A 26370-nucleotide genomic window follows, 5' to 3' on the forward strand; every position below is an offset into this window, starting at 1 on the left:
CACCCGAAGGTACTGGATATCGTCTTGTGGAGTGCCCACACAGATTGTCTGATAAATTGTTAAAGAGCGTTCGTTACTGAGATAACTCTCGGTAACGCGGGAGGTGCATATTACGCTTTCCCGCTGAAGAGTCAAGCTTTTTTCTTATTAAGAAACGGTGTTTTCACCGGCTTGCTTCTTCCTGGCTGGGCGACTGGTTCTCGTTAGAGGAGTCGTTGTTCCCGGTCAGTGGAGGCGCATTATAGGGAGTTCTCAGAAGCCCGCAACCCCTAATTTCAATATTTTTTCCAACCGTTGAATGTTTAACCAAAACCCTGTTAAAGAGGCAGTTTTTTCAACGATTTAAAGCCATACCCCTGCAAAACGGGCAATAAAGCGTCAGTGTCTTCATTCAACGCCATGCAATACGCCAGATTATCTTCCTGAGTCGACACCAGATTTTCCTGCGAAGAAATAAGCCAAGCGGTGCGACGAGCAATAGCCGCGCCGGAATCCACCAGTCGGGTTCCTTCAGGCAACACCTGCATTAACTCTTCTGCTAATAGAGGGAAGTGGGTGCAACCGAGTACCACGGTATCCGGCGGCTCGCGCATGCTCAGCCATGGATGCAGAATTTTCTTCAGCGTGGCCAGCGGTACGGCTTCACCGTGCAGCTTGGCTTCCGCCAGTTCCACCAGCTCTGAAGATCCCAATAGCTCGATCTTGCAATCGGTAGCGAAGCGGGCAATCAACTCATGGGTATAGGTGCGCTGTACGGTACCCCGGGTAGCCAACAGCCCGACAACGCCATTGGCGGTCAAGCGGGCAGCAGGTTTAATCGCGGGCACTACGCCCACTACCGGGAAGGTAAAGCGCTCGCGCAGCGCCGGTAGCGATACGGTACTGGCGGTATTACAGGCGATGACGACAATCGCCAGAGGATGCCGCTGTTGTACCGCGCTGACAATCTCCAGCACGCGTTCAACGATAAACTCTTCGGATTTCTCGCCGTAGGGGAACGCCACGTTATCGAAGGCATAGATATAGTGGAGGTCCGGCAGCAATTGCCGAACCTCCTGATACACCGACAGCCCGCCGACGCCGGAATCAAATACCAGCACCGTCGGGCGGGGCGTCGCAGTGGTGTTAGAAGGTATAGCTTCCAGTGAGGTAGTATTCTCTTCCTGGAGTAGCGTAGCCATAAGCCGTCTCATAATCTTTATCAAACAGGTTGGCAATTCTACCACGAACTGTCAGATGAGATGTGACCGGATACGAAACTGCGAGATCCCACAGGCTGACGCCACCAAGTTTAACTGTTCGTGTAGTGTAACCACTGTAGTCGCCGTCGTAGCGTTCACCCAGATAATGGTAGGTTACAGCCCAATCGAAGTCATATACCTGCCAGTCCAGCTCATATTTTACCTGCTGCTTGGCACGACGCAGCAACACTTCGTTGGTTTTTGCATTACGTGGATCAACATAGTCATAACCAATTTGGTGGGTCAACGGCCCGGTATCAAAGGAAGCCGTAGCTTCAACACCTTTAATGGTTGCTTTATTGACGTTGTAGTAAGCAGAACCAGAACCGCTGGATGCATAGCCGATCAAGTTATCTATATCGTTACGATACCCGGTGACACGCCAGGTAACCGGCCCGGTTAATCCCTCAAAACCACCTTCCCACTGTTTACTTTCTTCCGGTTTCAAATCCGGGTTGCCGCCAAAGCTACCGTATTGTTGCCCCAGATTCGGTGCTTTAAACGCAGTGCCATACGAAGCAATCGCGCGATAACCCTCAACAAACTCCCAAGCAGCACTGGTTTGCCAGGTACCGTGCCAGCCAAATTGCGAGTTATCGTCACCGCGTACAGCCCCTTCCAGAGTAAAGGCATCAATCTGTTGCTGCCCCGTCAGATAAATCCCGGTATTACGCTGGCTCTTGCTATCGGTAATATAAGCTGTGCCTGGCTCAATTTTCTGATCCTGCCAATCGATACCCGTACTGATATTGCCCTTGGCAACCTGGAACGTATTGCCCCACTGCACATTATATTGTGTGGAATCATCCAAGGTTGCAGAAGCAGAATAAGGACCATACTTGGGATCATAGTTATAGTCTTTACTGTGGCTATAGCTGGCAATTAGCTGACTGGCATAAATACCGTCCTGGTAACGCAGGCCAGTATCCCAACTTTGGCTATAGAGTTGACGAGTATCAGGCAGTGCATCTAAATGAGCCGAGTCGGAATAACTGTAATTACCGTCATAAGCCGTACGGTTGTCATAACCGTAGCCACGAACAAAACCGCTGAACACATCATTAAACTTATGATCTATGCCGCCATACAGAGACTTGCTCATGAAACCGTCGCGGTCGGATTGCGCCGGGTTGCCGAAACTGTCCGGCAGGTTGGCCACCACATCATAGCCTTTGGTATAGGTATAGTTGCCTGCAACCGTCGCGACCGTACGCTCGCCCAGTTGTTGCTGAGTAGACGCGTCATAGGCTTGATAACCGTTTGAACCGACACCGGCGGAAAGTGTGGTGCCATTCTTCTCGCGGGTAGTAATAATGTTGACCACCCCGCCGATGGCATCAGATCCGTATGCTGCCGAACGCGGTCCGCGGATATATTCGACTTTTTGCACCAGCGAGATCGGGATCTGGCTGAGGTCGGAAGAGCCGCTGACGCCAGCCTGATTAAGGCGAATGCCGTCAATCAGCACCAACACATGGCTGGAGTTGGTACCACGGATAAACAGCGAGCTTTGCTGCCCCAAACCGCCGTTTTGCGCAATATCCACACCCGGTAAACGACGCATCACGTCGGTCAGGCTTTTGGCCTGCCAGCGATCGATATCATCACGGGTAACCACAGAGGTGGGCGCCAGCACGGAAGAAACCGGCTGCGGGAAGCGGTTGGCGGTAACCACCAGGTTATCGCTGTTATTGGCTGTGGTGTTGTCTTGCGCCCATCCAGAAAAAGCCGTGATGGAGGAAACCACCGCCAGCAGTGTATTTTTTGTAATTGTCATGAAAAAGCATCCAAACTTAATTGGCGGATGCCGCAGGATCATGGCCGGTAATTCGCGACAGCCACGGACATTGCGACGTAATACCGGCAGGTCTTCGGGCTTGGGAGTTACAAGTTGCACAGGCAACCTGCACCGGGCGATGACTTCCCATCCTGCAGTGGACAGTGTCTGCGTAAAAACGCTATCGCCGTGACTTCCCCTTACCGCTGCGCGTCAGCTCCGGATTCACACCGGATTCCCTTTTCACTCGCTGCTTGAGGCCGGACGGCAATGCTACGATCAATGTAAATAGATGTCTAGACTTCCACTAATGTTACAAATAATAAACACGACAAAACTGGACTTCACGGGCTGATTCCCTACAATCCCCGCTGATCAAATTTGCCTGACGAGAAGAAACATGACGCCCGAGAATTTGCCTATTGAACGTTACGATGACCAACTGGCGGAGAAAACTGCCCGGCTGAAGACACTGATGTCACCGTTCACGGCACCCGAGCCGGAAGTGTTCCGCTCGCAAGTCGAACATTACCGTATGCGCGCCGAATTCCGCATCTGGCATGATGAAGACGAGATGTATCACATCATGTTTGACCAGCAGACCAAGCAACGTATCCGCGTCGATCGTTTCCCGGCCGCCAGCGAATTGATTAACCGCCTGATGAGCGCACTGATCGCCGCTATCAAGCCAGAGCCCATCCTGCGCCGCAAGCTGTTCCAGATTGACTATCTGTCGACCCGCAGCGGCAAAATCATTGCTTCGCTGCTGTATCACCGCAAACTGGATGAGGCCTGGCAACAACAGGCGGAAAAGCTGCGTGACAGCCTGCGCGCACAGGGCTTTGATTTGCAGTTGATTGGCCGCGCGTCGAAAATGAAAATCATGCTGGATCAGGATTATGTAGACGAAGTCCTGCCGGTCGCCGGCCGCGACATGATCTACCGCCAGGTGGAAAACAGCTTCACCCAGCCGAACGCGGCAATGAACATACAGATGCTGGAGTGGGCGCTGGACGTAACGGCAGGTTCTCAAGGCGATTTGCTGGAACTCTACTGCGGCAACGGTAACTTCTCGCTGGCGTTGGCGCGTAATTTCGAGCGGGTGTTGGCCACCGAAATAGCCAAACCTTCGGTCGCGGCGGCGCAGTACAACATTGCGGCCAACCATATCGATAACGTGCAAATTATCCGCATGGCGGCGGAAGATTTTACCCAGGCGATGAACGGGGTACGGGAGTTTAACCGGCTGAAAGGTATCGATCTGAGCAGCTATAACTGCGAAACCATTTTTGTCGATCCGCCGCGCAGCGGGCTGGACGATGAAACGGTAAAAATGGTGCAAGCCTATCCGCGTATTTTGTATATCTCATGCAACCCGGAAACGCTGTGCGCCAATCTGGAAACGCTGCAGGAGACTCACCGCGTCAGTCGTCTGGCGCTGTTTGATCAGTTCCCGTACACCCATCATATGGAATGCGGTGTGTTGTTGGAAAAACGCGTATAACCTGACAGGGGCGCCGTTGCTGCGCCCCTGCCTAACCTTTACGCCTGCGTATTCCCCTCCAGCGCCTTGCGCGCCTTCAGCTTCACGCCAATCCAGAGCACCAGCGCCACTGCGACAATCGCAGGCAAGAAGTTAGAGCCAATCTGCGGGTATTCCGCACGCACGATCGCACTGTATAACAACACCCCCAACAGGAAACAGGCTGCGGCCAGTTTCGGCATGCCATCCGGCATGGCGCGGTGCTGATAACGTTGGTGCAGGCAGTACACCGCCAGAGCCAAAGCGATTATCGGGAAAATAGAAAACGGCACTACCGAGCTGAACAACGCGGCAAACGAACCGTTGATTGAAAGGCCGGCAATCAACGCCAGCAGTAAAGTGCCATTCTCACGGCCTGATTTTTCCATCATTTTCTACCTTTATACGTGGGACACAGAAGCTTTTTCTTGCTCGCGGCGATACCAGTAATAAGCGCCCTTGGAAATCATCCGCAGTTGCAACACTAAACGTTCCTCAAGCCGACGCCGTTGGTCGATGTCAATATCCAGCGCTTCGGCACCGGCGCTGAACACGATAGTCACCATGGCTTCCGCCTGCGCTTCGGTGAAGCTGCGCGGCATATGGTTTTCCAGCTCAAGGTAATCCGCCAGTTCGGCGATAAAATGTTGGATCTCGCGCGCCACCGCCGCACGGAAGGCGGCCGAGGTACCGGAACGCTCACGCAACAACAGGCGGAAGGCGTTGGGGTTATTGCCGATAAACTCCATAAAGGTGGAGACCGAGGTGCGGATCACACTGCCGCCCTTGGCGATACGCTGGCGCGCCTGCCGCATCAGTTGGCGCAGCATCAGGCCACTCTCATCGACCATGGTTAGCCCAAGCTCGTCCACATCACGGAAGTGTCGGTAAAATGACGTTGGCGCGATGCCCGCCTCGCGTGAGACTTCGCGCAAACTCAGGCTGGCAAAGCTGCGTTCGGCGCTTAGCTGGCTGAATGCTGCCTCAATGAGGGAACGACGAGTCCGTTCTTTTTGTTGTGCTCTGACGCCCATATGCATATCCAGATAAGATCCATTCATTGAGTCTAACGCCGTGGAGTCGGCAATATAGCAAATTTTATTGCAACAGCATTTATACAAACGCGTCCTGTCACAGTTTCAGCCTGTACCATTTGTGCTTTGCCTCAAAAAGCCTAATGGTGATTGGGCGCTCAGCGCTATGATGTTAAGATACCGTTGTAATTTTGTATAAGAACAGGTCTCTCCTACATGCAACAGCACTATCAATTTGATGCCATTGTAATTGGCTCGGGCCCTGGTGGTGAAGGTGCCGCTATGGGGCTGGTGAAACAGGGCGCCCGCGTGGCCGTTATCGAACGGTACAATAATGTGGGCGGCGGATGTACTCATTGGGGTACCATCCCGTCCAAAGCCCTCCGCCACGCCGTCAGCCGCATTATCGAATTCAACCAGAACCCGCTTTACAATAATTCACGCACGCTCAGTGCAACCTTCCCTGACATTTTACGCCACGCCGATAACGTCATTAATCAGCAAACCCGAATGCGCCAGGGTTTCTATGAACGCAACCAGTGCAAACTGTTTGCCGGCGATGCGCGCTTTATCGATGCCAACACCGTCAGCGTCAGCTACATGGATGGCACCCAGGACACCATCCGCGCCGATCATATCGTGATCGCCTGCGGCTCGCGCCCTTACCACCCGGCCAGCGTCGACTTCAATCATCCGCGCATCTATGACAGCGATTCCATTCTCGAACTGAGCCACGAACCGCGGCACGTAATCATTTACGGCGCCGGGGTGATCGGCTGTGAATACGCGTCGATCTTCCGTGGCCTGAACGTGAAGGTGGATCTGATCAACACCCGCGATCGCCTGCTGGCATTCCTCGATCAGGAAATGTCGGACTCGCTGTCATACCACTTCTGGAACAATGGCGTGGTGATCCGTCACAACGAAGAGTTCGAGAAGATCGAAGGCACCGAAGACGGCGTGATTGTTCACCTGAAATCCGGCAAGAAAGTGAAAGCGGATTGCCTGCTGTACGCCAACGGGCGTACCGGTAACACCGATTCACTCGGGCTGGAGAATGTCGGTCTGGAGTCAGACAGCCGCGGCCTGCTGAAAGTGAACAGCATGTACCAGACCGCGCTGGCGCACATTTACGCCGTGGGTGACGTTATTGGTTATCCGAGCCTGGCATCCGCCGCTTACGATCAGGGCCGCATAGCCGCACAGGCGATCGCCTCCGGCGAAGCCAGCGGGCATCTGATCGAAGACATTCCGACCGGTATCTACACCATTCCGGAAATCAGCTCCGTCGGTAAAACCGAGCAGGAACTGACGGCAATGAAAGTGCCGTATGAAGTGGGCCGCGCCCAGTTCAAGCATCTCGCACGTGCGCAGATTGCCGGGATGAACGTCGGCAGCCTGAAGATCCTGTTCCATCGCGACACCCTGCAGATCCTCGGGATCCACTGCTTCGGCGAGCGTGCGGCGGAGATCATCCACATCGGCCAGGCGATCATGGAACAGAAAGGTGAAGGCAATACTATCGAATATTTCGTTAATACGACCTTCAACTATCCGACCATGGCCGAAGCCTACCGGGTGGCAGCGCTAAACGGCTTAAACCGCCTGTTTTAACGTGGTACTGAAGTAGTTCTGCATGTGCTCGCGGATCGCCTCGGCCAATTGCTCATAACGACTGCGCAATGGGGAGCCGGGGCGGTACACCAGCGCAATGGTGCGCTTCGGTTCCGGTTTATAACAGTCGAGGTAGCAGACGCCGTCTCGCTCACGCTGTGGCGGTACCGCAAGCGTTGGCAACAGGGTAATGCCGCTGCCTGCCGCCACCATATTGCGCAGCGTTTCCAGACTGGTCGCGCGGAAGTGAGTATCCTCGTCCGCCCCCGCCTGGAAGCAAAAACCCATCGCCTGATCGCGCAAGCAGTGGCCATCTTCCAGCATCAGCAGTTTTTCGCCCGCCAAATCCGGCATCGCTACGCGATCGCGCTGCGCCCATGGGTGATCGGAATACACCGCCAGCTTCATCGGCTCATCAAATAGCGGCACTTCGATAAAGGCTTCCGTTTCCTTCACCAGCGCCAGAATGGCGCAGTCCAGCTTGCCGCTGTCGAGTTGCGCCAGCAGTTGATGGGTCTGCGCTTCATGCAGGTACATTTCCAGCTTGGGAAAGGTTTTATGCAGGGTAGGAATGATCTGTGGCAGCAAATAAGGCCCAACGGTAGGGATCAAGCCGATATGCAGCGGCCCCGACATAGCTTCCCCTTGTTGGCTGGCCATCTCTTTCAGGACTTTGACTTCGCGCAGCACGGTACGCGCCTGCTCCACCAGCAACAAGCCCGCCTGGGTGAATAACACCTTGCGGCTGGTACGTTCGAGCAGCATCACGCCCAGTTCGTCTTCCAGCTTGCGGATCTGCCCACTGAGCGTGGGTTGGCTAACATGGCATGAATCGGCGGCACGGCGGAAATGCCGATGCTCGGCCAAGGCGACCAGGTACTCTAAATCACGAATATTCATTTTTTCCCTCCAGACCATGATAGCTCATGGCGATAGATAAGATAGCAATGAGCGATTAGATCTATCAAGCCCCGACGTCAATAATGTGTCCCAACGAAGCGATACAGCGCTAACAGCCAAAAATTATTTTCCTAATTAAGGGGTTAATCCATGTTTACCAGCCAAGAAGGCAAAAAAGTTCCTCAGGTTACTTTCCACACTCGTCAGGGCGACCAATGGATTGATGTCACCACCAATGACCTGTTCAAAGATAAAACCGTCATCGTATTTTCTCTGCCGGGCGCGTTTACCCCGACCTGCTCTTCCAGCCATTTGCCACGCTACAACGAGCTGTCCAGCGTGTTCAAACAGCACGGCGTTGACAGCATCTTGTGCGTCTCCGTGAACGACACCTTCGTGATGAACGCCTGGAAAGCCGATCAGCACGCGGAAAACATCACCTTCGTGCCGGACGGCAACGGAGAGTTCACCAAAGGCATGAACATGCTGGTCGAGAAAGCCGATCTGGGCTTCGGTCCACGTTCATGGCGTTACTCGATGCTGGTGCGCAACGGCGTGGTGGAAAAAATGTTCGTCGAGCCCAACAAACCGGGCGACCCGTTTGAAGTCTCTGACGCCGACACCATGCTGAAATACCTGGCGCCGGAATTCAAAGTGCAGGAATCGGTTTCGCTGTTCACCAAGCCTGGCTGCCCGTTCTGCGCCAAAGCCAAACAGATGCTGCAAGAACGCGGTATCCAGTATGAAGAAATCGTGCTGGGCAAAGACGCCACCACCGTCAGCCTGCGTGCCGTCAGCGGCCGCGCCACCGTACCTCAGGTGTTTATCGGCGGCCGTCACATCGGCGGCAGCGATGACCTGGAAAATTTCCTGTCAGCCTGATTAATCAATAATAACGAAGACAACGTGAACTTTGGCGGGCTCCGGCCCGCCCTTTTTTTACCTTTAAGGAGCGGATATGAAACAGTTGAATGTTGACGTCGCGGTTATCGGTGGCGGCACCGCCGGTCTGGGCGCCTATCGCGCTGCCAAACTTTCTACCCCCAGCGTGGTGATGATCGAAGGCGGGCCTTATGGCACCACCTGCGCACGCGTTGGCTGCATGCCATCCAAATTGCTGATCGCCGCCGCCGAAGCGGTGCATCAAATCGAGCGCGCACCCGGCTTTGGCGTGTATCCCGCCGGTAAAACCACCGTTAACGGCCGTGAAGTGATGGACCGCGTCAAACGCGAGCGTGACCGCTTTGTCGGCTTTGTGCTGGAAGGCGTCGACGAGATCCCGGCCGCCGACAAGATTCACGGCTACGCTCGCTTTATCGACGACAATACCCTGCAGGTCGATGAACACACGCGCATCGTGGCGCAGCGGATCGTTATCGCCACCGGTTCCCGCCCAAGCTGGCCGGCAGCATGGAATGCACTGGGCGACCGGCTGATCGTCAATGACGACGTGTTTAACTGGGACGATTTGCCGCAGTCCGTCGCGGTGTTTGGCCCCGGTGTCATTGGCCTGGAGCTGGGTCAGGCACTGCACCGCCTGGGCGTCGACACCAAAGTGTTTGGCGTCGGCGGCGCCGTCGGCCCATTAACCGACGGTGCAGTGCGCAGCTATGCCGCCAAAGCCCTGGGCGAAGAGTTTTATCTTGATGCCGACGTAAAGGTCGAGATGATGCAGCGCGAAGGCGACAAGGTGTTTATCCGCTACCAGGATCTGCAGGGTCAGCCGCAAGAAATCATGGTGGATTACGTACTGGCCGCCACCGGCCGCAGGCCGAACGTCGATAAGCTGGGCCTGGAAAACACCGGCCTCAAACTCGACGCTCGAGGCGTGCCGCAGGCCGATCGTTCGACCCTGCAAACCAACGTGCCGCATATTTTCATCGCCGGCGACGCCAGCAACCAGCTGCCGCTGCTGCATGAGGCCAGCGATCAGGCACGCATTGCCGGGGCCAACGCCGGCAGCTTCCCGGAAATCACCCCAGGCCTGCGCCGCAGCGCGATTTCGGTCGTATTCTCCGATCCGCAGATCGCCATGGTCGGTTCGACCTTCCGCGAACTGAGCGAGAAATTCAGCGCTTGCGGCTGCTTCGAAGTCGGCGAGGTTTCGTTCGAGAATCAGGGGCGCTCTCGCGTGATGCTACGTAATAAAGGCCTCTTGCACGTCTACGGCGAGCAAGGCACCGGGCGTTTCCTGGGTGCGGAAATGATGGGGCCGGACGTGGAGCATATCGCTCACCTGCTGGCCTGGGCGCATCAGCAGCAGATGACCATCAACCAGATGCTGGATATGCCGTTCTACCACCCGGTGATCGAAGAAGGCCTGCGCACCGCACTGCGCGACCTGCAGGCCAAGCTCAAACTGGGTGAGGCCGAGGCGGAACGCTGCCAGCGCTGCCCGGGCGAGTAAACCACCATAAAAAAAGCGCGGCTCACACTGTGAACCGCGCCTTTATGAACCGGCTAACTTAACTTAAAACAACCGCTGTTTCGCTTCGGCGATCGCGCTGGCGACCTGCTGAGGAGAAACGCCGCCCTTGGCCGAACGCTTGTCCAGGCAAGATTGCAACGCCAGAATCGGGTACACGTCGTCGCCAATCACCGCGCTGAACTTCTGCAATTCGGTCAGCGTCAGCGCCTCAAGCGCCTTGCCCTGTTGGATGGCTTCTACCACCGCTTCACCGACGATATGGTGCGCCTCACGGAACGGCACGCCTTTGGCGACCAGATAGTCCGCCAGTTCGGTCGAGTTGGCGTAACCCTGCTCAGCCGCCTCTTTGCAGCGTGGGCGTTTCACCTGAATGCCGTCCAGCACCAGCGCCGCCATCTGCAGGCAATCCATCCAGGTATCCAGTGCGTCGAACAGCCCTTCCTTGTCTTCCTGCATGTCTTTGTTATACGCCAGCGGCAAGCCTTTCAGCGTCATCATCATGCCGGTCAATGCGCCCTGTACACGGCCGCATTTGCCGCGGATCAGTTCCAACGCATCCGGGTTTTTCTTCTGCGGCATCAACGAAGAGCCGGAGGTTACGCGGTCGGACAGATCGACAAACGCCGCTTCGCCGCTGTTGAAGAAGATCAGGTCTTCGGCAAAGCGCGACAGATGCACCATGCTGATGGAGGCATTCGACAGCAGCTCCAGCACGTGATCGCGATCGGAAACGCTGTCCAGGCTGTTGCGGGTGGCCGAGGCAAAACCCAACCAACCGGCAAGCTGCTCACGATCGATCGGATAAGCGGTACCGGCCAATGCGCCGCTGCCCAGCGGGCTGACGTCCAGGCGCTTGAGCGTATCTTGCAGGCGGCTTTCATCGCGCGCCAGCATTTCCACATAGGCCAGGCACCAGTGGGCGAAAGTGACCGGTTGCGCACGCTGCAGGTGGGTATAACCCGGCATCACCGCATCCTGATTGGCTTCGGCAGTTTCCACCAGCGCCTGCTGCAGTTGCACGATGGCCTGATGCAGTTCGCCGATTTGCTGTTTGCACCACAGTTTCAGATCGGTCGCGACCTGATCGTTACGGCTACGGCCGGTATGCAGCTTCTTGCCCAGATCGCCGACTTTGTCGATCAGCTTCTGCTCCACCCAGCTGTGAATATCTTCCGCATCGCTGCTGACAATCGCCTGCGGGTCAGCCTGCACCTCTTCCAACAACACGCTCAAGGCCTGCTCAAGCTGTTGCTGCTCGGTTGCCGTCAGCACGTTGACGGTGACCAGCGCTTTCGACCAGGCCACAGAGCCAACAATGTCCTGTTCCGCCAGGCGATAATCAAAGCGCAGAGAGTCGTTTAACTGTTTGAACCGCTGATCTGCCGCCTGACTGAACCGTCCGCCCCAAAGTGCCATACCTTTACTCCTGAATTTTATGCAAATAAGGGCGCAGCACGCTGCGCCCTTAACAAGTCACGCCGAATAATGAAATTACTTGTTCTTTTTCTCGTTCAACGCGCGAATGCGTGAAGAGAGCGAGAACAGGCGGATAAAGCCGCCCGCGTGGCTGTGATCGTAAACCTCATCTTCGCCAAAGGTAGCAAACTCTTCAGAGTAGAGGCTGTTGGCGGATTTCTTCTGAATCGCCGTCACCTGGCCTTTGTACAGCTGCAGCACCACTTCGCCGTTCACTTCTTCGGCCAGCGCTTCTGCAGAGGCCTGCAGAGAACGACGCAGCGGAGCAAACCAGCGGCCGTCGTACACCACGTAGGACATTTCCAGGCCCAACTGCTCACGCCATTTGAAGCTGTCGCGATCCAGAACCAGTTGCTCAACGCCGCGCAGTGCCGCCACCATGATGGTGCCGCCCGGAGTTTCGTAGCAACCGCGAGATTTGATGCCTACCAGACGGTTTTCCACGATGTCGATCCGGCCCACGCCATGTTTGGCGCCCAGCACGTTCAGGGTTTCCAGACATTTGTATGGGCTCAAGGCTTCACCGTTAACCGCCACAACGCGGCCTTTTTCTACGGTGATGGTCACTTGCTCAGGCTGGTCCGGCGCTTCCTGCGGATCTACGGTCCAAACCCAGCAGTCTTTGTTCGGTGCATTCCACGGGCTTTCCAGCACGCCGCCTTCGGTAGAGATATGCCAGGCGTTCTCGTCGCGGCTGTAGATTTTTTCCAGCGACGCCGTCGTTGGGATATTGCGCTCTTTCAGGTAATCCAGCAGCGCTTCACGGGAACGCAGGTTCCACTCACGCCAAGGCGCAACCACTTTCAGGTGTGGCGCCAGCGCGGTGTAGGTGGTTTCGAAACGCACCTGGTCATTGCCTTTGCCGGTTGCACCGTGGCACAGCGCATCAGCACCGACCTTCAACGCCAGCTCAACCTGCGCTTTAGCGATAATCGGGCGCGCCATTGAAGTGCCCAACAGGTAGCTGCCTTCATACAGCGCACCGGTCTGCAGAACCGGATAAACGTAATCGCGGATGAATTCTTCACGCAGATCAACCACGTGACACTCAGAGGCACCGGATTGCAGGGCTTTTTGCTCCACGCCTTCCAGATCGCTGCGCTCCTGGCCGATATCCGCCACGAACGCCACCACTTCGCAGCCGCCGTAGTTTTCTTTCAGCCAAGGAATGATGGCCGAAGTATCCAGGCCGCCAGAGTACGCCAGAACGATTTTTTTGATGCCTTGGTTTTGCATGGTCTTTTCCTTTTTAATTCTAAATTTAAGCGAGGATCCGGGTGCCAATCGACACGCCGTTAAACAGAGCTGGAAGCTGATCGGCATGGCGCCAGCTGGCGATATCCACCGGCCGGCCAAGGGTGCGGGCCGCGTCGAGCGCCGCATTCACCTTCACCACCATACCATCGGTGATGATGCCTTGGGCAATCAGTTGTTCCGCTTTTTGCGCCGTCATTTCTGCAATGCGTTGCCCTTTCCCGTCGAGAATGCCACTGACATCCGACAGCAGGATCAAATCCGCACCCAGCGTGGCGGCCAGGGCCGTCGCCGCCTGATCGGCGTTCACATTCATTAATTCCCCTTCGGCAGTGATGCCGATAGAGCTGATCACCGGCAAGTAGCCGGCGCCCAGCAGGGTATTGAGCAACACCGGTGAACCCGGCTGCGCGTTGCCTACATGGCCCAGCGCCGGATCGAGTTGGGTCACGGAAACGCTGCCGCCGTCCGCCAGGCTCAGGCCCACCGCATTGATCCGGTGCTTGATGGCCCACGCCAGCAGGGTCTTGTTGGCAGTACCGGCCAGCGCGCCGGTAATGATGTCGATCTGGTCAGCAGGGGTCACCCGCAGGCCGTTTTTCTTCACCACCGGCAGAGAAAGTTGTTTCATCAGCTCATCCACCAGGCAACCGCCGCCGTGAACGATAACCAACGGGCGCTGATGCTGCTGACGGTAGCTGTCCAGGGCGGTGAATAAACGCTCCAGCGCCTCTTCACTGTCTAATAACACGCCACCTAACTTGATAATTAACGGATTCATCGCTGTTTACATCCCACGCTGGTTATTCATTAAAGTAATGACTGGGTTTCCGGGAACCCAAAACGGATATTCAGGCATTGCACCGCCTGAGCGGCTGCGCCTTTCAACAGGTTGTCTTCCGCCGCTACGGCGATCAGGTGTTCGCCCTGAACGGCAAAGCCGATATCGCAGAACGGCAGGCCCACCACCGCTTTCAATGCCGGCACGCCTTTGTCGTACAGCCGCACCAGCGGTTTGTCGTCATAGGCGGCGTGATAGGCTGCGGCCACGTCCTGCGCGGTAACGCCGGCTTTCAAACGACAGGTGATAGTTTCGAGAATACCACGCGGGAAGTTACCCAAATGTGGCGTGAAGATGACCGGTACACCCAGATGCGCAACGATTTCCGGGTGATGACGGTGGTTGAAGATGCCGTACGGCTGCAAGCTCACTTCACAGAAGCTGGTGGTCACGCTGGCTTTGCGGCCCGCGCCGCTGACGCCGCTGGTGGCGTTGATGACCGGCCATTGGTCAAGATTCAACAGCTGTTGATCGATCAAGGGTTTCAGCGCCAACTGCGCCGCCGTCGGGTAGCAGCCCGGTACGGCGATCAGTTGCGCCTGCTTGATTTTTTCGCTCTGCCACTCCGCCAGGCCATACACCGCCTGATCCAGCAGCTCAGGATGCTGATGCTCGAAACCGTAGTACTGGGTATAGAAACCGGCGTCTTTCACGCGGAACGCACCGGACAGATCGAACACCACACAGCCCGCAGCCAGGAACAAAGGCGCGATATCGTGGCTGACCTCGTGCGCCGTGGCCAGGAACACCACGTCGATGCCATCGGCGGCGGCAGCCACGTCAACCAGCGGTTGTAACGGCAGATCGACGATGCCTTTTAACTGGGGATGCAAATCAGAAAGCAATTTTCCTGCATCTGCACTTTGCGCTGAAACCGCTAATGCGGTTATGTTCATATGTGGGTGACGATTCAGGTAAGCCGTGAGCTCCGCTCCGGCGTAACCGCTGGCACCAACGATCAGCGTATTCAACATGTGGCCTTTCACCTTCTTGGCTTACGAGTGGTCGTATTCGACTCAGGTAACCGGGCTCACCAGCGTTGTTTCGCCGTTCACCCACGTGGTCGAGCGTTGATGTTTTTATAATCATCCGGGAATCGGGTTCCCTTACGCTCTAGCTTACTGTATTTTTATTCAAAATAAATGCATGAATATTGATACTACCCTAACCAAAGGCTGTCAACAGTGAAGATGAAATTACCTCCATTTATTGAGCTGTACCGGGCGTTGATCGCCACTCAGTCGATCAGTGCCACCGATGGCGCCCTCGATCAGAGTAATGAAGCGTTAATCAACTTGCTGGCCGGATGGTTTGCCGATTTGGGCTTCCGCGTCGACGTACAGCCGGTGCCCGATACCCGCAACAAATTCAACCTGCTCGCCAGCATCGGCGAAGGCAGCGGCGGCCTGCTTTTGGCGGGCCACACCGACACCGTACCTTATGACGAAGGCCGCTGGACACGCGATCCCTTCACCCTGACCGAGCACGACAATAAGCTGTACGGTCTGGGTACTGCGGACATGAAAGGCTTCTTTGCCTTTATTCTGGATGCCGTGCGCGACATCGATGCCGGCAAACTGACCAAGCCGCTGTACATTCTGGCCACCGCAGATGAAGAAACGACGATGGCCGGCGCACGTTATTTCGCCGCCTCGACCGCCATCCGCCCGGATTTCGCCATTATCGGCGAGCCCACCTCACTGCAACCGGTGCGCGCGCACAAAGGGCATATGGCCAACGCCATCCGCATTGTCGGCCAGTCCGGCCACTCGAGCGATCCGGCTCGCGGCGTCAACGCCATCGATTTGATGCACGACACCATTGGCCGCCTGATGGAGCTGCGCAAAACGTTGCAGGAGCGCTACAACAATCCGGCATTCGCCGTGCCTTATCCGACGATGAACTTCGGCCATATCAGCGGCGGCGACGCGGCCAACCGCATCTGCGCCTGCTGTGAACTGCACCTGGATATTCGCCCGCTGCCGGGCATGACGCTCGACAATATCAACGAGCTGATGCACCAGACGCTGGAGCCGGTCAGCCAGCGCTGGCCGGGCCGCCTGAACATTGAGGAACTGCATGCCTCGGTCCCGGGCTACGAGTGCCCGACCGATCATCATATGGTGGCGGTGATTGAGAAACTGCTGGGCACCCGCACTCAGGTGGTCAACTACTGCACCGAGGCGCCGTTCGTCCAGCAGGTGTGCCCGACGCTGGTGCTTGGCCCGGGGTCAATCAACCAGGCGCACCAGCCGGATGAATACATCGATACGGCGTTTATCGAGCCGACGCGCAAGCTGCTGGGCCAGTTGGTCGAGCACTTTTGCCATCAATAAACCTGACACAAGGTAGGGGTAATGATTTATCATCGTCCCTACCTATTAAGAAGTATCAAAACAATATAATAAGCCAGACTGATAACCGGCGCGCCGTAATTAAATTTCAGAAAATGCGCCGATTTTGATGTTTTTTTGCTAAAAATAGTGTCAATTGACGATTGGACAGGAACGTGGCGAGATGAAACAGGCGCTCTTCGCCTGACACGTGAAATTTACTTACAAGATAAAAAATCATACAGAACTGGGCCAGGGGTTATATGAACGAACAATATTCGGCAATGCGAAGTAATGTCAGTATGCTCGGCAAATTGCTCGGCGATACCATCAAAGATGCGCTGGGCGAGCATATTCTCGATCGCGTTGAAACTATCCGTAAGCTTTCCAAATCTTCACGTGCCGGTAACGAGGCGCACCGTCAGGAGCTGCTTTCCACCTTGCAGAACCTGTCCAACGACGAGTTGCTGCCGGTCGCGCGCGCCTTCAGCCAGTTCCTTAATCTGACCAACGTCGCCGAGCAGTACCACAGCATTTCGCCCAATGGCGAAGCCGCCAGCAATCCCGAAGCGCTGGCCCAGCTGTTCACCCGGCTGAAAGACAAAAAGCTCAGCACCAAAGAGCTGCAAAATGCGGTCTCTCAGCTCTCCATCGAGCTGGTGCTGACGGCGCACCCGACGGAAATCACCCGCCGCACCCTGATCCACAAGCTGGTTGAGGTCAACACCTGTCTGAGCCAACTCGATCATAACGATCTGGCCGATTACGAGCGCAACAAGATCATGCGCCGCCTGCGCCAGCTGGTTGCCCAGTCATGGCACACCGACGAGATCCGTAAAAACCGCCCTTCGCCTATCGACGAAGCCAAGTGGGGCTTTGCGGTGGTGGAAAACAGCCTGTGGGAAGGGGTGCCTGCCTTCCTGCGCGAATTCAACGAGCAGTTGGAAAACTCCATCGATTACAGCCTGCCGGCGGAAGCCGTGCCGGTGCGTTTCACCTCCTGGATGGGCGGTGACCGCGACGGTAACCCGAACGTGACCGCCGAAATCACCCGTCACGTGCTGCTGCTCAGCCGCTGGAAAGCCTGCGACCTGTTCACCCGCGATATCCAGGTGTTGGTGTCCGAGCTGTCGATGACCGAATGTACCCCGGAATTGCGCGCCCTCGCCGGTGGCGACGAAGTGCAGGAACCGTACCGCGAAATCATGAAACAGCTACGCGGCCAGTTGATGCGCTCTCAGGCCTATCTGGAAGGCCGCCTGAAAGGCGAACGCGTGCTGAAGCCGAACGACCTGCTGGTAAGCAACGATCAGCTGTGGGAACCTTTGTTCGCCTGTTATCAGTCGCTGCAGGCCTGCGGCATGAGCATCATTGCCAACGGTCAGTTGCTGGATACCCTGCGCCGCGTTCGCTGCTTTGGCGTGCCGCTGGTGCGTATCGACGTCCGTCAGGAAAGCAACCGCCATACCGAAGCCATCGCCGAACTGACCCGTTATCTGGGCCTCGGCGACTACGAAAGCTGGTCGGAAGCCGACAAACAGGCATTCCTGATCCGCGAACTGAACTCCAAACGCCCGCTGGTGCCGCTGAAGTGGGAACCGAGCGCCGATACCCAGGAAGTGCTGGAAACCTGCCGCGTGATCGCCGAAGCGCCGCAAGGCTCCATCGCCGCCTACGTCATCTCCATGGCACGCACCCCTTCTGACGTGCTGGCGGTCCATCTGCTGCTGAAAGAAGCCGGTTGCCCGTTTGCGCTGCCGGTCGCGCCGCTGTTCGAAACCCTCGACGACCTGAACAACGCCGACGACGTTATGACCCAGTTGCTGAATATCGACTGGTATCGCGGCTTTATCCAGGGCAAGCAGATGGTGATGATCGGCTATTCCGACTCGGCGAAAGACGCCGGGGTGATGGCCGCTTCCTGGGCGCAGTACCGCGCGCAAGATGCCTTGATCAAAACCTGTGAAAAGGCCGGCGTGGCGTTAACGCTGTTCCACGGCCGTGGCGGTTCGATTGGTCGCGGCGGCGCGCCTGCGCATGCGGCGCTGCTGTCGCAGCCACCGGGCAGCCTGAAAGGTGGCCTGCGCGTGACCGAGCAGGGTGAGATGATTCGCTTCAAATTTGGCCTGCCGGAAGTGGCCATCAGCAGCCTGGCGCTGTATGCCGGCGCGGTTCTGGAAGCCAACCTGTTGCCGCCGCCGGAGCCGAAGAAAGAGTGGCGTTCGCTGATGGACGACCTGTCGGAGACATCGTGCAAAATGTACCGCGGCTACGTGCGCGAGAATCCGGACTTCGTGCCTTACTTCCGCGCCGCAACGCCGGAGCTGGAACTGGGTAAACTGCCGCTGGGTTCACGCCCGGCCAAGCGCAAGCCAAACGGCGGCGTAGAAAGTCTGCGCGCCATTCCGTGGATCTTCGCCTGGACGCAGAACCGCCTGATGCTGCCGGCCTGGTTGGGCGCTGGCGCAGGTTTGCAGGAAGCGGTGAAAGCCGGCAAACAGAATCAGTTGGAGGCCATGTGCCGCGACTGGCCGTTCTTCTCTACCCGCATCGCCATGCTGGAAATGGTCTTCGCCAAGGCCGACCTGTGGCTGGCGGAATACTACGATCAGCGCCTGGTCGACAAATCGCTGTGGCCGCTGGGCCAGCAGCTGCGCGATCAGCTCGAAAGCGACATCAAGGTCGTGTTGACCATCGCCAATGACGCTCACCTGATGGAAGATCTGCCGTGGATCGCCGAATCCATCGCGCTGCGCAACGTGTATACCGATCCGCTGAACGTGCTGCAGGCAGAACTGCTGCACCGCTCGCGCCAGCAGGAACATCCTGATACCCGCGTTGAACAGGCACTGATGGTCACCATTGCCGGCGTCGCCGCCGGCATGCGCAACACCGGCTAGGTTGCGCGTCAAAGCACGGCTCCTGTTCACAGGAGCCGTTTTTCTATGTGTCGCTGACGGGCGCGGAGGTGCGCGATGGCGTTATCCCTCTCGGACTGGTTTGTTGCCAACGATATCGAGTGCTCGCGCCTGACGGCGATCAATGCCTCCTTCCCCCGTCACACCCACGATGAATACGTGATCAGCGCCAATTTGAGCGGTACCGAACAGATTTGGCTGGACGGCAAAACCTCGCTGGTACGCGGTGGCGAAATCACCGTTTACAACCCGGCCAGCATTCAGTCCTCGCAATTTGGCAGTGAGAAAGTCGAATTCTGCAGCGTGCATTTGCCGCAATCACTGCTGCGCAACCTGGCCAACAACCATAACCTGAGTTCCGATCGCCAGGCGCCGGTGCTGACCGAAGGTGTGCTGCGCAACCCGGCGCTGTTCGATGCCATTTGCCGCTACGCCTGCACTGCGCACGACGCCGTTGAACAGGAGCAAAATCTGCTGTGGCTGCTGGGTACCCTGCTGGACGATCGCACAGCGGATCACCCGCAACCGACGGAAACCGTCGGCCGGGCGCTGGAATTCATGCGTGACAACCTGACGCTGAAAATCAGCCTGGACACGTTGGCCCAGGTCAGCGGCATGAGTAAATATCATTTTGTCCGGCTGTTCCGGCAACGCGTCGGCATGCCGCCGCTGCAATATCACATGCAGCTGCGGCTGCTGGAGGCGCGTAACCTGTTGCGACAGAATCAACACACGCTGGACGTGGCGCTGGCCTTGGGTTTTTACGATCAAAGCCATTTTATTAACGCTTTTCGCAAAACGATGGGCATCACGCCGCATCACTATCTGCAATCCTTCACCCGCTAAATAAACTCACGGTAGCCCGACACCACCACGTACAGCGCGAAGTAGCCAAAAATCACCGCCGAAGCAAAGTAAGAATATTTCAGCAGGCGTGCCCCCAGCATTTTGCCGCCCAGGCTGCCAACGGAACAAAGCACTGCCGTCCACACCACGCCGGCAATAAAAAAGCCGGAAAGGAACCACGACGTTGCCGCCGGCCCCCCCTGACCCATACGTGAAATCAGCGCACCGCCCACCGCCGCAAACCACAGGATCGCCGTAGGAGATGACATAGCCAGCACCACGCCGCGCAGAAAGTTGCGCGGCACCGAGCGTGGCGTCTCCGGCTCAGCCACCGCCAGCTCAGTCGCCCTGGCGAAGGCCGCGCGCAGCATTTTGTAAGCGAACCACAGCAGCATCATTGAACCGCCGATCCACAGTACCCAGCGGACACCTTGGTATTGCAACAGCACCGCCATGCCCGCCAGCGCCAGCACCGCATAAATCAGGTCACCCACGCAGGTACCGATCCCCAGCCAGAAGCCGTGAAAATAACCGCGTTGCATCGCCAGCGTGATCATGGCGATATTGGCGATGCCAATATCCAGACAAAGCGACAAACTGAGTAAAAAACCATTGGAAAACGGCATCATGGTGACGAGCTCTTTTCATGGGGATGATGCGTCATCTCACCATGCCGCTAAAGAGGGGTATTGGAAGAAATTGCGCCCAACAAAAAGGGCGCCGTTTTTACGCAGCGCCCCTCCCGATAGCGAATGGATTATGCAGCGGCCGGGCGCACACCCAGCGTATGACAGATGGCATAGCTCATCTCGGCGCGGTTCAGCGTGTAGAAGTGGAAATCTTTCACCCCCTCGCGGCTGAGGATCTTCACCATGTCCATCGCGATATTGGCGCCGACCATTTTGCGGGTTTCGGCGTCGTCGTCCAACCCTTCAAACATGCTGGTCATCCAGCTCGGTACGCGTACGTTGGTCATGGTGGCGAAACGCTGCAGTTGCTTGAAGTTGGATACAGGCAAAATGCCCGGCACGATTTCTACATCAATACCGGTGGCGACACAGCGATCGCGGAAACGCAGATAGCTTTCCACGTCGAAGAAAAACTGGGTGATCGCGCGGTTGGCGCCGGCATCGATTTTACGCTTCAGGTTAATCAGATCCGCCTGCGGGCTTTTCGCCTCCGGATGCACTTCAGGGTAGGCGGCAACGGAGATATCGAAATCGCCGACTTCTTTCAGCAACTTAACCAAATCGGTCGCGTACATGTCCGGCTTGCCGCCACCCGGAGGCAGATCGCCGCGCAGCGCCACGATATGACGAATGCCGTTGTTCCAATAATCGGTGGCGATTTCACGCAACTGCGCCGGGCTGGCGTCGATGCAGGTCAGGTGTGGAGCCGCATCCAGACCGGTGCGCTCCTTGATCCCTTTGATGATGCTGTGGGTGCGATCGCGCTCGCCGGAGTTAGCGCCATAGGTTACAGAGACAAATTTAGGTTTCAGGCTGCTCAGACGATCAATGGACTGCCACAGGGTATCTTCCATCTCGCTGGTGCGTGGCGGGAAAAACTCAAACGATACGTTAATCTGGCCGTTTAATTCCGCCAGACTCTGATTCAGCGCTTCCCGCTGGTTTGCGTGAAAAAAACTCATACCCTGTCCGCCTCTTATCGATCACTGTTTTGCATTTTGCTTTATTTTAATAAGCGTCTATACGTTTAGACGTCTAAATAGAAAATGCCGTATGTTGGCTAAAGAGTCAACAGGAAACTGGGGGAATAAGATGATTAATCCTCACCCGCAAAGAGAAAGAATTTCATGTTCGAAACAAGATGAATTATGGCAGGAAAAACGAGGGGCGCGGTGAACCCGCGCCCGCAAGAAAATTAAAGCAGTTGCGCCAAACGGTTAAGGTCTGACTGGATCGCCCCGGCCGTGACGTCGCGGCCGGCACCCGGCCCACGGATCACCAAGGGGTTATCGCGGTACCAGCGGCTTTCGATAGCAAACACGTTGTCGCACGGCAACAGCGCCGCCAGCGGGTGCTCAGGACGCACCGCCTCTACCCCGACACGCGCCTTGCCGTTGGCATCGAAGCGCGCCACGTGCCGCAGCACCAGCCCCATTTCACTGGCAGCCTCAAAACGCTGCAGCATCTGTTGGTTCAGCGCATCGCCGTTCTCGAAGAACTGATCGACAGAGCCCTGCTCGGCACCGGCAGGCACCAGCGACTCTACCCGCACCTGATTCGGTTCAATGTCATAGCCCGCTTCGCGCGCCAGAATGACCAGCTTGCGCATTACGTCCTGGCCGGAGAGATCGACGCGCGGATCCGGTTCTGTCAGCCCCTGCTGCCAGGCCTGATCCACCAGTTCGGTGAACGGCACCGTGCCGTCGAACTGCAGGAACAACCAGGAAAGCGTACCGGAGAAGATACCGCTGATCGCCAGAATGCTGTCGCCGCTGTCGCGCAAATCACGCACCGTATGGTTGACGGGCAGGCCCGCGCCGACGGTAGCGTTATACAACCAATGGCGGCCAGTTTTGGCGAAGGCATCGCGGATTTGGCGGTAGTTATCACCGCACGACGCGCCCGCCAGCTTGTTGGCGCTAATCACGTGGAAGCCGTAGCTGGCAAAGTCCAGATACTGCTCGGCCAGATTTTCACTGGCGGTAACGTCAAGCACCACCAGATCGTCGAACGGGTGCGCACGCATCCACAGGAACAGAGACTCTTCGTCCAACTCCTGCGCTTCGTCCTCGAAGAATGCCAGCGCACGGCTGGCGTCCAGCCCGTCGTAATCCAGCAGGCTGCGGCGGCTGTCCACCACCCCGGCCAGAGTGAATTCAAAACCGCTGCGGGCGGAAATATTTTTCTGCTCGCGGGCAAACAGTTCCAGCCAGCGTGCGCCAATGTTGCCTTTGCCGAACAGCACCAGACCGATGCGTTTTTCAGCGCGGAACAATGACTGGTGCAAGCCCTGAATCAGCAAGGCAGTCGGCCCCTGACGCAGCACCGCCACCAGGCTGATGCCGTCTTCCGCCTGCCAGATAAACTCAACCGGCTGGTCTTTCAACTGTTGGTAAAAACGATGGCTGTGCAGCGGGTTTTTGCAAACCCCCGCCCCCACCAGCGCCACCAGCGCCAGCCCTTCGCGCAGTTTCAGTTCCCCCGGCAACCCGGCATCCTGCAAGGTACGCAGCACGCTGTTCACCACTTCCGAGGTGTAACACAGCTGAACCAGGTTGCGGTCCGGATGAATACCCACGGCCAGCGGTTTGATCTGCGCGCGCTTCAGCACCAGATCCAGATCTTTCTGCGCCAGCTTGAAATCATGCTGGCTGGCGACGCGCAGCTCAATCAGGCACACGTCATCATGGCTGGTGACAATCTTGGCGCCCGTACCGGAAGCCAGCACGCGCTCGATGCGCGTTGAACCCTGTTCCGGCTGGTAACTGCATCGCAGCTGGAGATCGATATCGCTGCCGGAAACCGGCTGCAAGGTGCGGGTATGCAGCACCGGTGCCGCCAGACGCGCCAGTTCGCTGGCTTCATCCAACCGCAGCAGCGGCAGCAGGCAGGCATCTTTCACTTTACGTGGGTCGGCGCTGTACACCCCGGCCACGTCGCTCCAGATGGTCACGCGCTCCACGCCGGCCAAAGCGCCGACCTGGGTTGCGGAATAGTCACTGCCGTTACGCCCCAACAGCACGGTTTCACCGGCGTCGTTGCGTGAAATAAAGCCGGTCACCACCAGGCGTTTGCCTGGGTGCTGAGCCAGCAATTGTTGCAGTAGCGGGTAAGAACGGCCTTCATCAACCTGCGGCTGAGCAGAGCGTTCCGTACGCAGGAAATCGCGCGCATCCAGCCAGGCCGCCTGCATATCCAACTTGTTCAGTACCGCAGCCATCAGCCGCGCCGACCAGATTTCGCCGTGACCGACGACCTCGGCATAGGTCACGTCGTCAATCTTGTCATCCAGCAAGACCGCCAGACGCTCCAGATCCTGAATAAATTCGGCGATCAGCGGTTCGGCGGTTTCCGGCGGCAATAAACCGCCGATCAATTCACTGTGATAACGGCGCAGCGTCTGCTGAACCTGATGCGCAGAAAGGCGATCGCTCTGGCTGAGCTTCAGCCAGTTAATCAGTTGGTTGGTGGTGCTGCCGGCAGCCGACACCACCATCATATCGCCCGGCTGGCTATATTCGGCCATGATCCCGGCCACACGCAGATAACACTTCACGTCCGCCAGGCTGCTGCCGCCAAACTTGTGCAGTTGACGCCCGCTCACCGGCCCTGCTACCGCAATTGCATTCATGCTTACCTCGTTGCCGCCGCCTGGAAAGCACGTTCCAGATCGGCAATCAAATCTTCGCTGTCTTCAATACCCACGGAAATACGCAGCAAGCTCTCGGAGATACCGGCCGCCGCACGTGCTTCCGCTGCCATACCGGCATGGGTCATGGTCGCTGCATGCGAAATCAGGCTTTCTACGCCCCCTAAGGATTCTGCCAGAGTAAACAGCTCAAGGGCAGAGAGGAAACGGCGAAGAAGCGCCTCATCACCATCCAGTTCAAAACTGAGCATCGCGCCAAAGCCGCGTTGCTGGCGGCGCGCAATCTCGTGCCCTGGGTTCTGTGGCAGAGATGGATGATACAGCTTTTTCACCAGCGGTTGCTGCTGTAAATAACTGACAATCGCTTCGGCGTTTTGTTGCGCCGCCTTGATGCGTGGCGACAGGGTGCGCATGCCGCGCAACAGCAAATAGCTGTCGAACGCGCCGCCGGTGACGCCGATATTATTGGCCCACCAAGCCAGCTCCACCGCCAGATCCTTATCTTTGGCGATCACCGCGCCGGCCACCACATCGGAATGGCCGTTGAGGTATTTGGTGCAGGAGTGAACCACCAGATCGGCTCCCAGTCCAATCGGCTGCTGCAGCGCCGGGCTGAGGAAGGTGTTATCCACTACCGTCAGCGCGCCTGCCGCATGCGCCGCCTCGCAAATCGCCGCAATGTCCACCACGCGCAGCAGCGGGTTGCTCGGGCTTTCTATCAGCACCAGTTTTGGCTTTTGCGCCAACGCCTGCGCCAACGCCTCTTCATTACCCTGATCGACAAACAGCACGCGGTAAGCGCCTCGCTTGCTCAGGCTGTCGAAAAGACGGTAGCTGCCACCGTAGCAATCGTGCGGCGCCACCAGCAGATCGCCGGGTTTCAGGAACACGGTGGTCACCAGATGGATCGCCGACATGCCGCTGCTGGTCATCACTGCGCCGGCGCCGCCTTCCAGCTCCGCCAGCGCACGTTGCACCACATCGCGCGTCGGATTGCCGCGGCGCGAGTAGTCATGAGCGCGAGGCTGGTTGAAGTCGGTGAAATTATAGGTGCTGGAAAGATGGATCGGCGGGACAACGCAGCCGTACTGTTCGTCATCGTTCAGGCCGCTACGTACGGCAATCGTGGCTGGTTTACGCGTCATAGGGTCGCTCGGCTCTCAGGATTCGGATGAATGAGGGCTAAAGATTAATCGCAGCGGAGATGGACGTCAATACATCTGGACATCTAAACTTCTTTGCGTATAGATTGAGCAAAGCAGTAATACCCGCTAAAATTATGCCGGTTTGATATGACGATACGATGTTAACGCGAAATGCATAGGCGACACCTATTGATCCTGAGCATACAGTGACCCTGGTCGCGTAAAATTGACATTTATTTAGTGAGAACAGTGAAGATCGGGCATAATTGGCCGGTTTTTAGAATTTTGTAATTTTTCTGACAAATTTAAGGTGTCCCATGGCTGAGTGGAACGGCGAGTATGTCAGCCCTTACGCTGAACACGGTAAAAAAAGCGAGCAAGTAAAAAAAATCACGGTATCCATTCCGCTGAAGGTCCTGAAAATCCTCACCGATGAGCGGACTCGTCGCCAGGTCAATAACCTGCGCCACGCCACCAACAGCGAATTGCTGTGCGAAGCATTCCTGCATGCTTTTACCGGCCAGCCGCTGCCGAACGATGAAGACCTGCGCAAAGAACGCAGCGATGAAATCCCGGAAGCCGCAAAAGTGCTGATGCGTGAATTGGGTGTGGATCCCGATACCTGGGAATACTGACTCGTCGGCCTGCGAAAGCAGGCGGCAGAAACGAAAAAAGGCGCCGAAGGCGCCTTTTTCATCTGACG

At 56.8% G+C, this 26370-nt stretch carries 21 protein-coding genes and 1 riboswitch; of the genes, 8 read left to right on the forward strand and 13 right to left on the reverse strand.

The features are described from left to right. Positions 1 to 317 precede the first annotated feature (317 nt). Together murI and btuB are read right to left on the reverse strand one after the other, a co-directional pair. A complete protein-coding gene (murI, locus tag SPL01S_RS22510) occupies positions 318 to 1181 on the reverse strand; it encodes a glutamate racemase (RefSeq protein WP_020457658.1) in 864 nt (287 codons plus the stop codon). Next, a complete protein-coding gene (gene btuB, locus SPL01S_RS22515) occupies positions 1126 to 3018 on the reverse strand; it encodes a TonB-dependent vitamin B12 receptor BtuB (RefSeq protein WP_063202938.1) in 1893 nt (630 codons plus the stop codon). The genes murI and btuB overlap by 56 nt, the downstream gene beginning before the upstream one ends. A 68-nt stretch (positions 3019 to 3086) precedes the next feature. Next, positions 3087 to 3298: riboswitch (cobalamin riboswitch) on the reverse strand. A gap of 120 nt (positions 3299 to 3418) precedes the next feature. Here btuB and trmA point away from each other — a divergent pair. Further along, entirely contained in the window at positions 3419 to 4522 is a 1104-nt protein-coding gene (gene trmA, locus SPL01S_RS22520) for a tRNA (uridine(54)-C5)-methyltransferase TrmA (RefSeq protein WP_063202940.1), read from the forward strand. Positions 4523 to 4560: 38 nt separating this feature from the next. Here trmA and SPL01S_RS22525 read toward each other — a convergent pair whose 3' ends face one another. Then, on the reverse strand, positions 4561 to 4929 hold the full coding sequence (locus tag SPL01S_RS22525; protein WP_006328796.1) for a YijD family membrane protein: 369 nt from the start codon (positions 4927 to 4929) through the stop codon (positions 4561 to 4563). A gap of 12 nt (positions 4930 to 4941) precedes the next feature. Next, positions 4942 to 5574: an HTH-type transcriptional repressor FabR gene (gene fabR, locus SPL01S_RS22530; protein ID WP_006317771.1), complete on the reverse strand. Its 633-nt coding sequence runs from the start codon at positions 5572 to 5574 to the stop codon at positions 4942 to 4944. Positions 5575 to 5790: 216 nt separating this feature from the next. Here fabR and sthA point away from each other — a divergent pair, with 216 nt between their 5' ends. Continuing rightward, positions 5791 to 7188 (forward strand): Si-specific NAD(P)(+) transhydrogenase, encoded by a 1398-nt coding sequence (gene sthA, locus SPL01S_RS22535; RefSeq protein ID WP_062869041.1) that lies wholly within the window; start codon positions 5791 to 5793, stop codon positions 7186 to 7188. Here sthA and oxyR read toward each other — a convergent pair. Continuing rightward, positions 7171 to 8088, reverse strand: a complete 918-nt coding sequence (gene oxyR / locus SPL01S_RS22540) for a DNA-binding transcriptional regulator OxyR (RefSeq protein WP_013814983.1) — start codon at positions 8086 to 8088, stop codon at positions 7171 to 7173. The two genes, sthA and oxyR, sit on opposite strands and share 18 nt — an antisense overlap. 150 nt (positions 8089 to 8238) lie before the next feature. Between oxyR and SPL01S_RS22545 the strand changes: the two genes are divergently transcribed. After that, positions 8239 to 8970 carry a glutathione peroxidase gene (locus SPL01S_RS22545; protein ID WP_004953139.1) on the forward strand — a complete coding sequence of 244 codons (732 nt, stop codon included), beginning with the start codon at positions 8239 to 8241 and terminating at the stop codon, positions 8968 to 8970. Positions 8971 to 9046: 76 nt separating this feature from the next. Then, positions 9047 to 10495: a dihydrolipoyl dehydrogenase gene (locus SPL01S_RS22550; RefSeq protein WP_063202942.1), complete on the forward strand. Its 1449-nt coding sequence runs from the start codon at positions 9047 to 9049 to the stop codon at positions 10493 to 10495. Positions 10496 to 10558: 63 nt separating this feature from the next. On the opposite strand, the gene argH is transcribed toward SPL01S_RS22550, so the two are convergent. The 4 genes from argH to argC form a co-directional block, all read right to left on the reverse strand. Continuing rightward, entirely contained in the window at positions 10559 to 11932 is a 1374-nt protein-coding gene (gene argH, locus SPL01S_RS22555) for an argininosuccinate lyase (RefSeq protein WP_004953144.1), read from the reverse strand. Positions 11933 to 12007: 75 nt separating this feature from the next. Further along, entirely contained in the window at positions 12008 to 13228 is a 1221-nt protein-coding gene (locus SPL01S_RS22560) for an argininosuccinate synthase (protein WP_004953146.1), read from the reverse strand. Between the two features lie 25 nt (positions 13229 to 13253). Continuing rightward, positions 13254 to 14027, reverse strand: a complete 774-nt coding sequence (gene argB / locus SPL01S_RS22565) for an acetylglutamate kinase (RefSeq protein ID WP_004953149.1) — start codon at positions 14025 to 14027, stop codon at positions 13254 to 13256. Between the two features lie 29 nt (positions 14028 to 14056). After that, positions 14057 to 15061: an N-acetyl-gamma-glutamyl-phosphate reductase gene (argC, locus tag SPL01S_RS22570; protein WP_006328815.1), complete on the reverse strand. Its 1005-nt coding sequence runs from the start codon at positions 15059 to 15061 to the stop codon at positions 14057 to 14059. Between the two features lie 216 nt (positions 15062 to 15277). Here argC and argE point away from each other — a divergent pair, with 216 nt between their 5' ends. The 3 genes from argE to SPL01S_RS22585 all read left to right on the forward strand — a co-directional run bounded on the left by argE (position 15278) and on the right by SPL01S_RS22585 (position 20184). Beyond that, positions 15278 to 16423: an acetylornithine deacetylase gene (gene argE, locus SPL01S_RS22575; protein WP_063202943.1), complete on the forward strand. Its 1146-nt coding sequence runs from the start codon at positions 15278 to 15280 to the stop codon at positions 16421 to 16423. A 260-nt stretch (positions 16424 to 16683) separates the two neighbouring features. Further along, a complete protein-coding gene (ppc, locus tag SPL01S_RS22580) occupies positions 16684 to 19320 on the forward strand; it encodes a phosphoenolpyruvate carboxylase (RefSeq protein WP_004953159.1) in 2637 nt (878 codons plus the stop codon). Positions 19321 to 19395: 75 nt separating this feature from the next. Next, positions 19396 to 20184 carry a helix-turn-helix domain-containing protein gene (locus SPL01S_RS22585; protein WP_063202945.1) on the forward strand — a complete coding sequence of 263 codons (789 nt, stop codon included), beginning with the start codon at positions 19396 to 19398 and terminating at the stop codon, positions 20182 to 20184. Here SPL01S_RS22585 and SPL01S_RS22590 read toward each other — a convergent pair. From SPL01S_RS22590 to metB, 4 genes are all read right to left on the reverse strand, one after another. Then, positions 20181 to 20813, reverse strand: a complete 633-nt coding sequence (locus tag SPL01S_RS22590; protein WP_004953165.1) for a LysE family transporter — start codon at positions 20811 to 20813, stop codon at positions 20181 to 20183. The genes SPL01S_RS22585 and SPL01S_RS22590 overlap by 4 nt on opposite strands. Before the next feature lie 128 nt (positions 20814 to 20941). Beyond that, positions 20942 to 21835 (reverse strand): methylenetetrahydrofolate reductase, encoded by an 894-nt coding sequence (metF, locus tag SPL01S_RS22595; protein WP_063202947.1) that lies wholly within the window; start codon positions 21833 to 21835, stop codon positions 20942 to 20944. 233 nt (positions 21836 to 22068) lie between these two features. Continuing rightward, positions 22069 to 24504: a bifunctional aspartate kinase/homoserine dehydrogenase II gene (locus tag SPL01S_RS22600; RefSeq protein ID WP_004953170.1), complete on the reverse strand. Its 2436-nt coding sequence runs from the start codon at positions 24502 to 24504 to the stop codon at positions 22069 to 22071. A gap of 2 nt (positions 24505 to 24506) precedes the next feature. Further along, complete coding sequence (gene metB / locus SPL01S_RS22605) at positions 24507 to 25667, reverse strand: cystathionine gamma-synthase (RefSeq protein WP_062869047.1); 1161 nt, start codon at positions 25665 to 25667, stop codon at positions 24507 to 24509. A gap of 317 nt (positions 25668 to 25984) precedes the next feature. Here metB and metJ point away from each other — a divergent pair, with 317 nt between their 5' ends. Continuing rightward, the gene (gene metJ, locus SPL01S_RS22610; RefSeq protein WP_006317756.1) at positions 25985 to 26302 is read left to right on the forward strand and encodes a met regulon transcriptional regulator MetJ; all 318 of its coding nucleotides are present in this window, start codon (positions 25985 to 25987) and stop codon (positions 26300 to 26302) included. The last annotated feature ends 68 nt before the right edge of the window (positions 26303 to 26370 follow it).

The organism is Serratia plymuthica NBRC 102599 (assembly GCF_001590925.1).
Lineage (GTDB): Bacteria > Pseudomonadota > Gammaproteobacteria > Enterobacterales > Enterobacteriaceae > Serratia > Serratia plymuthica.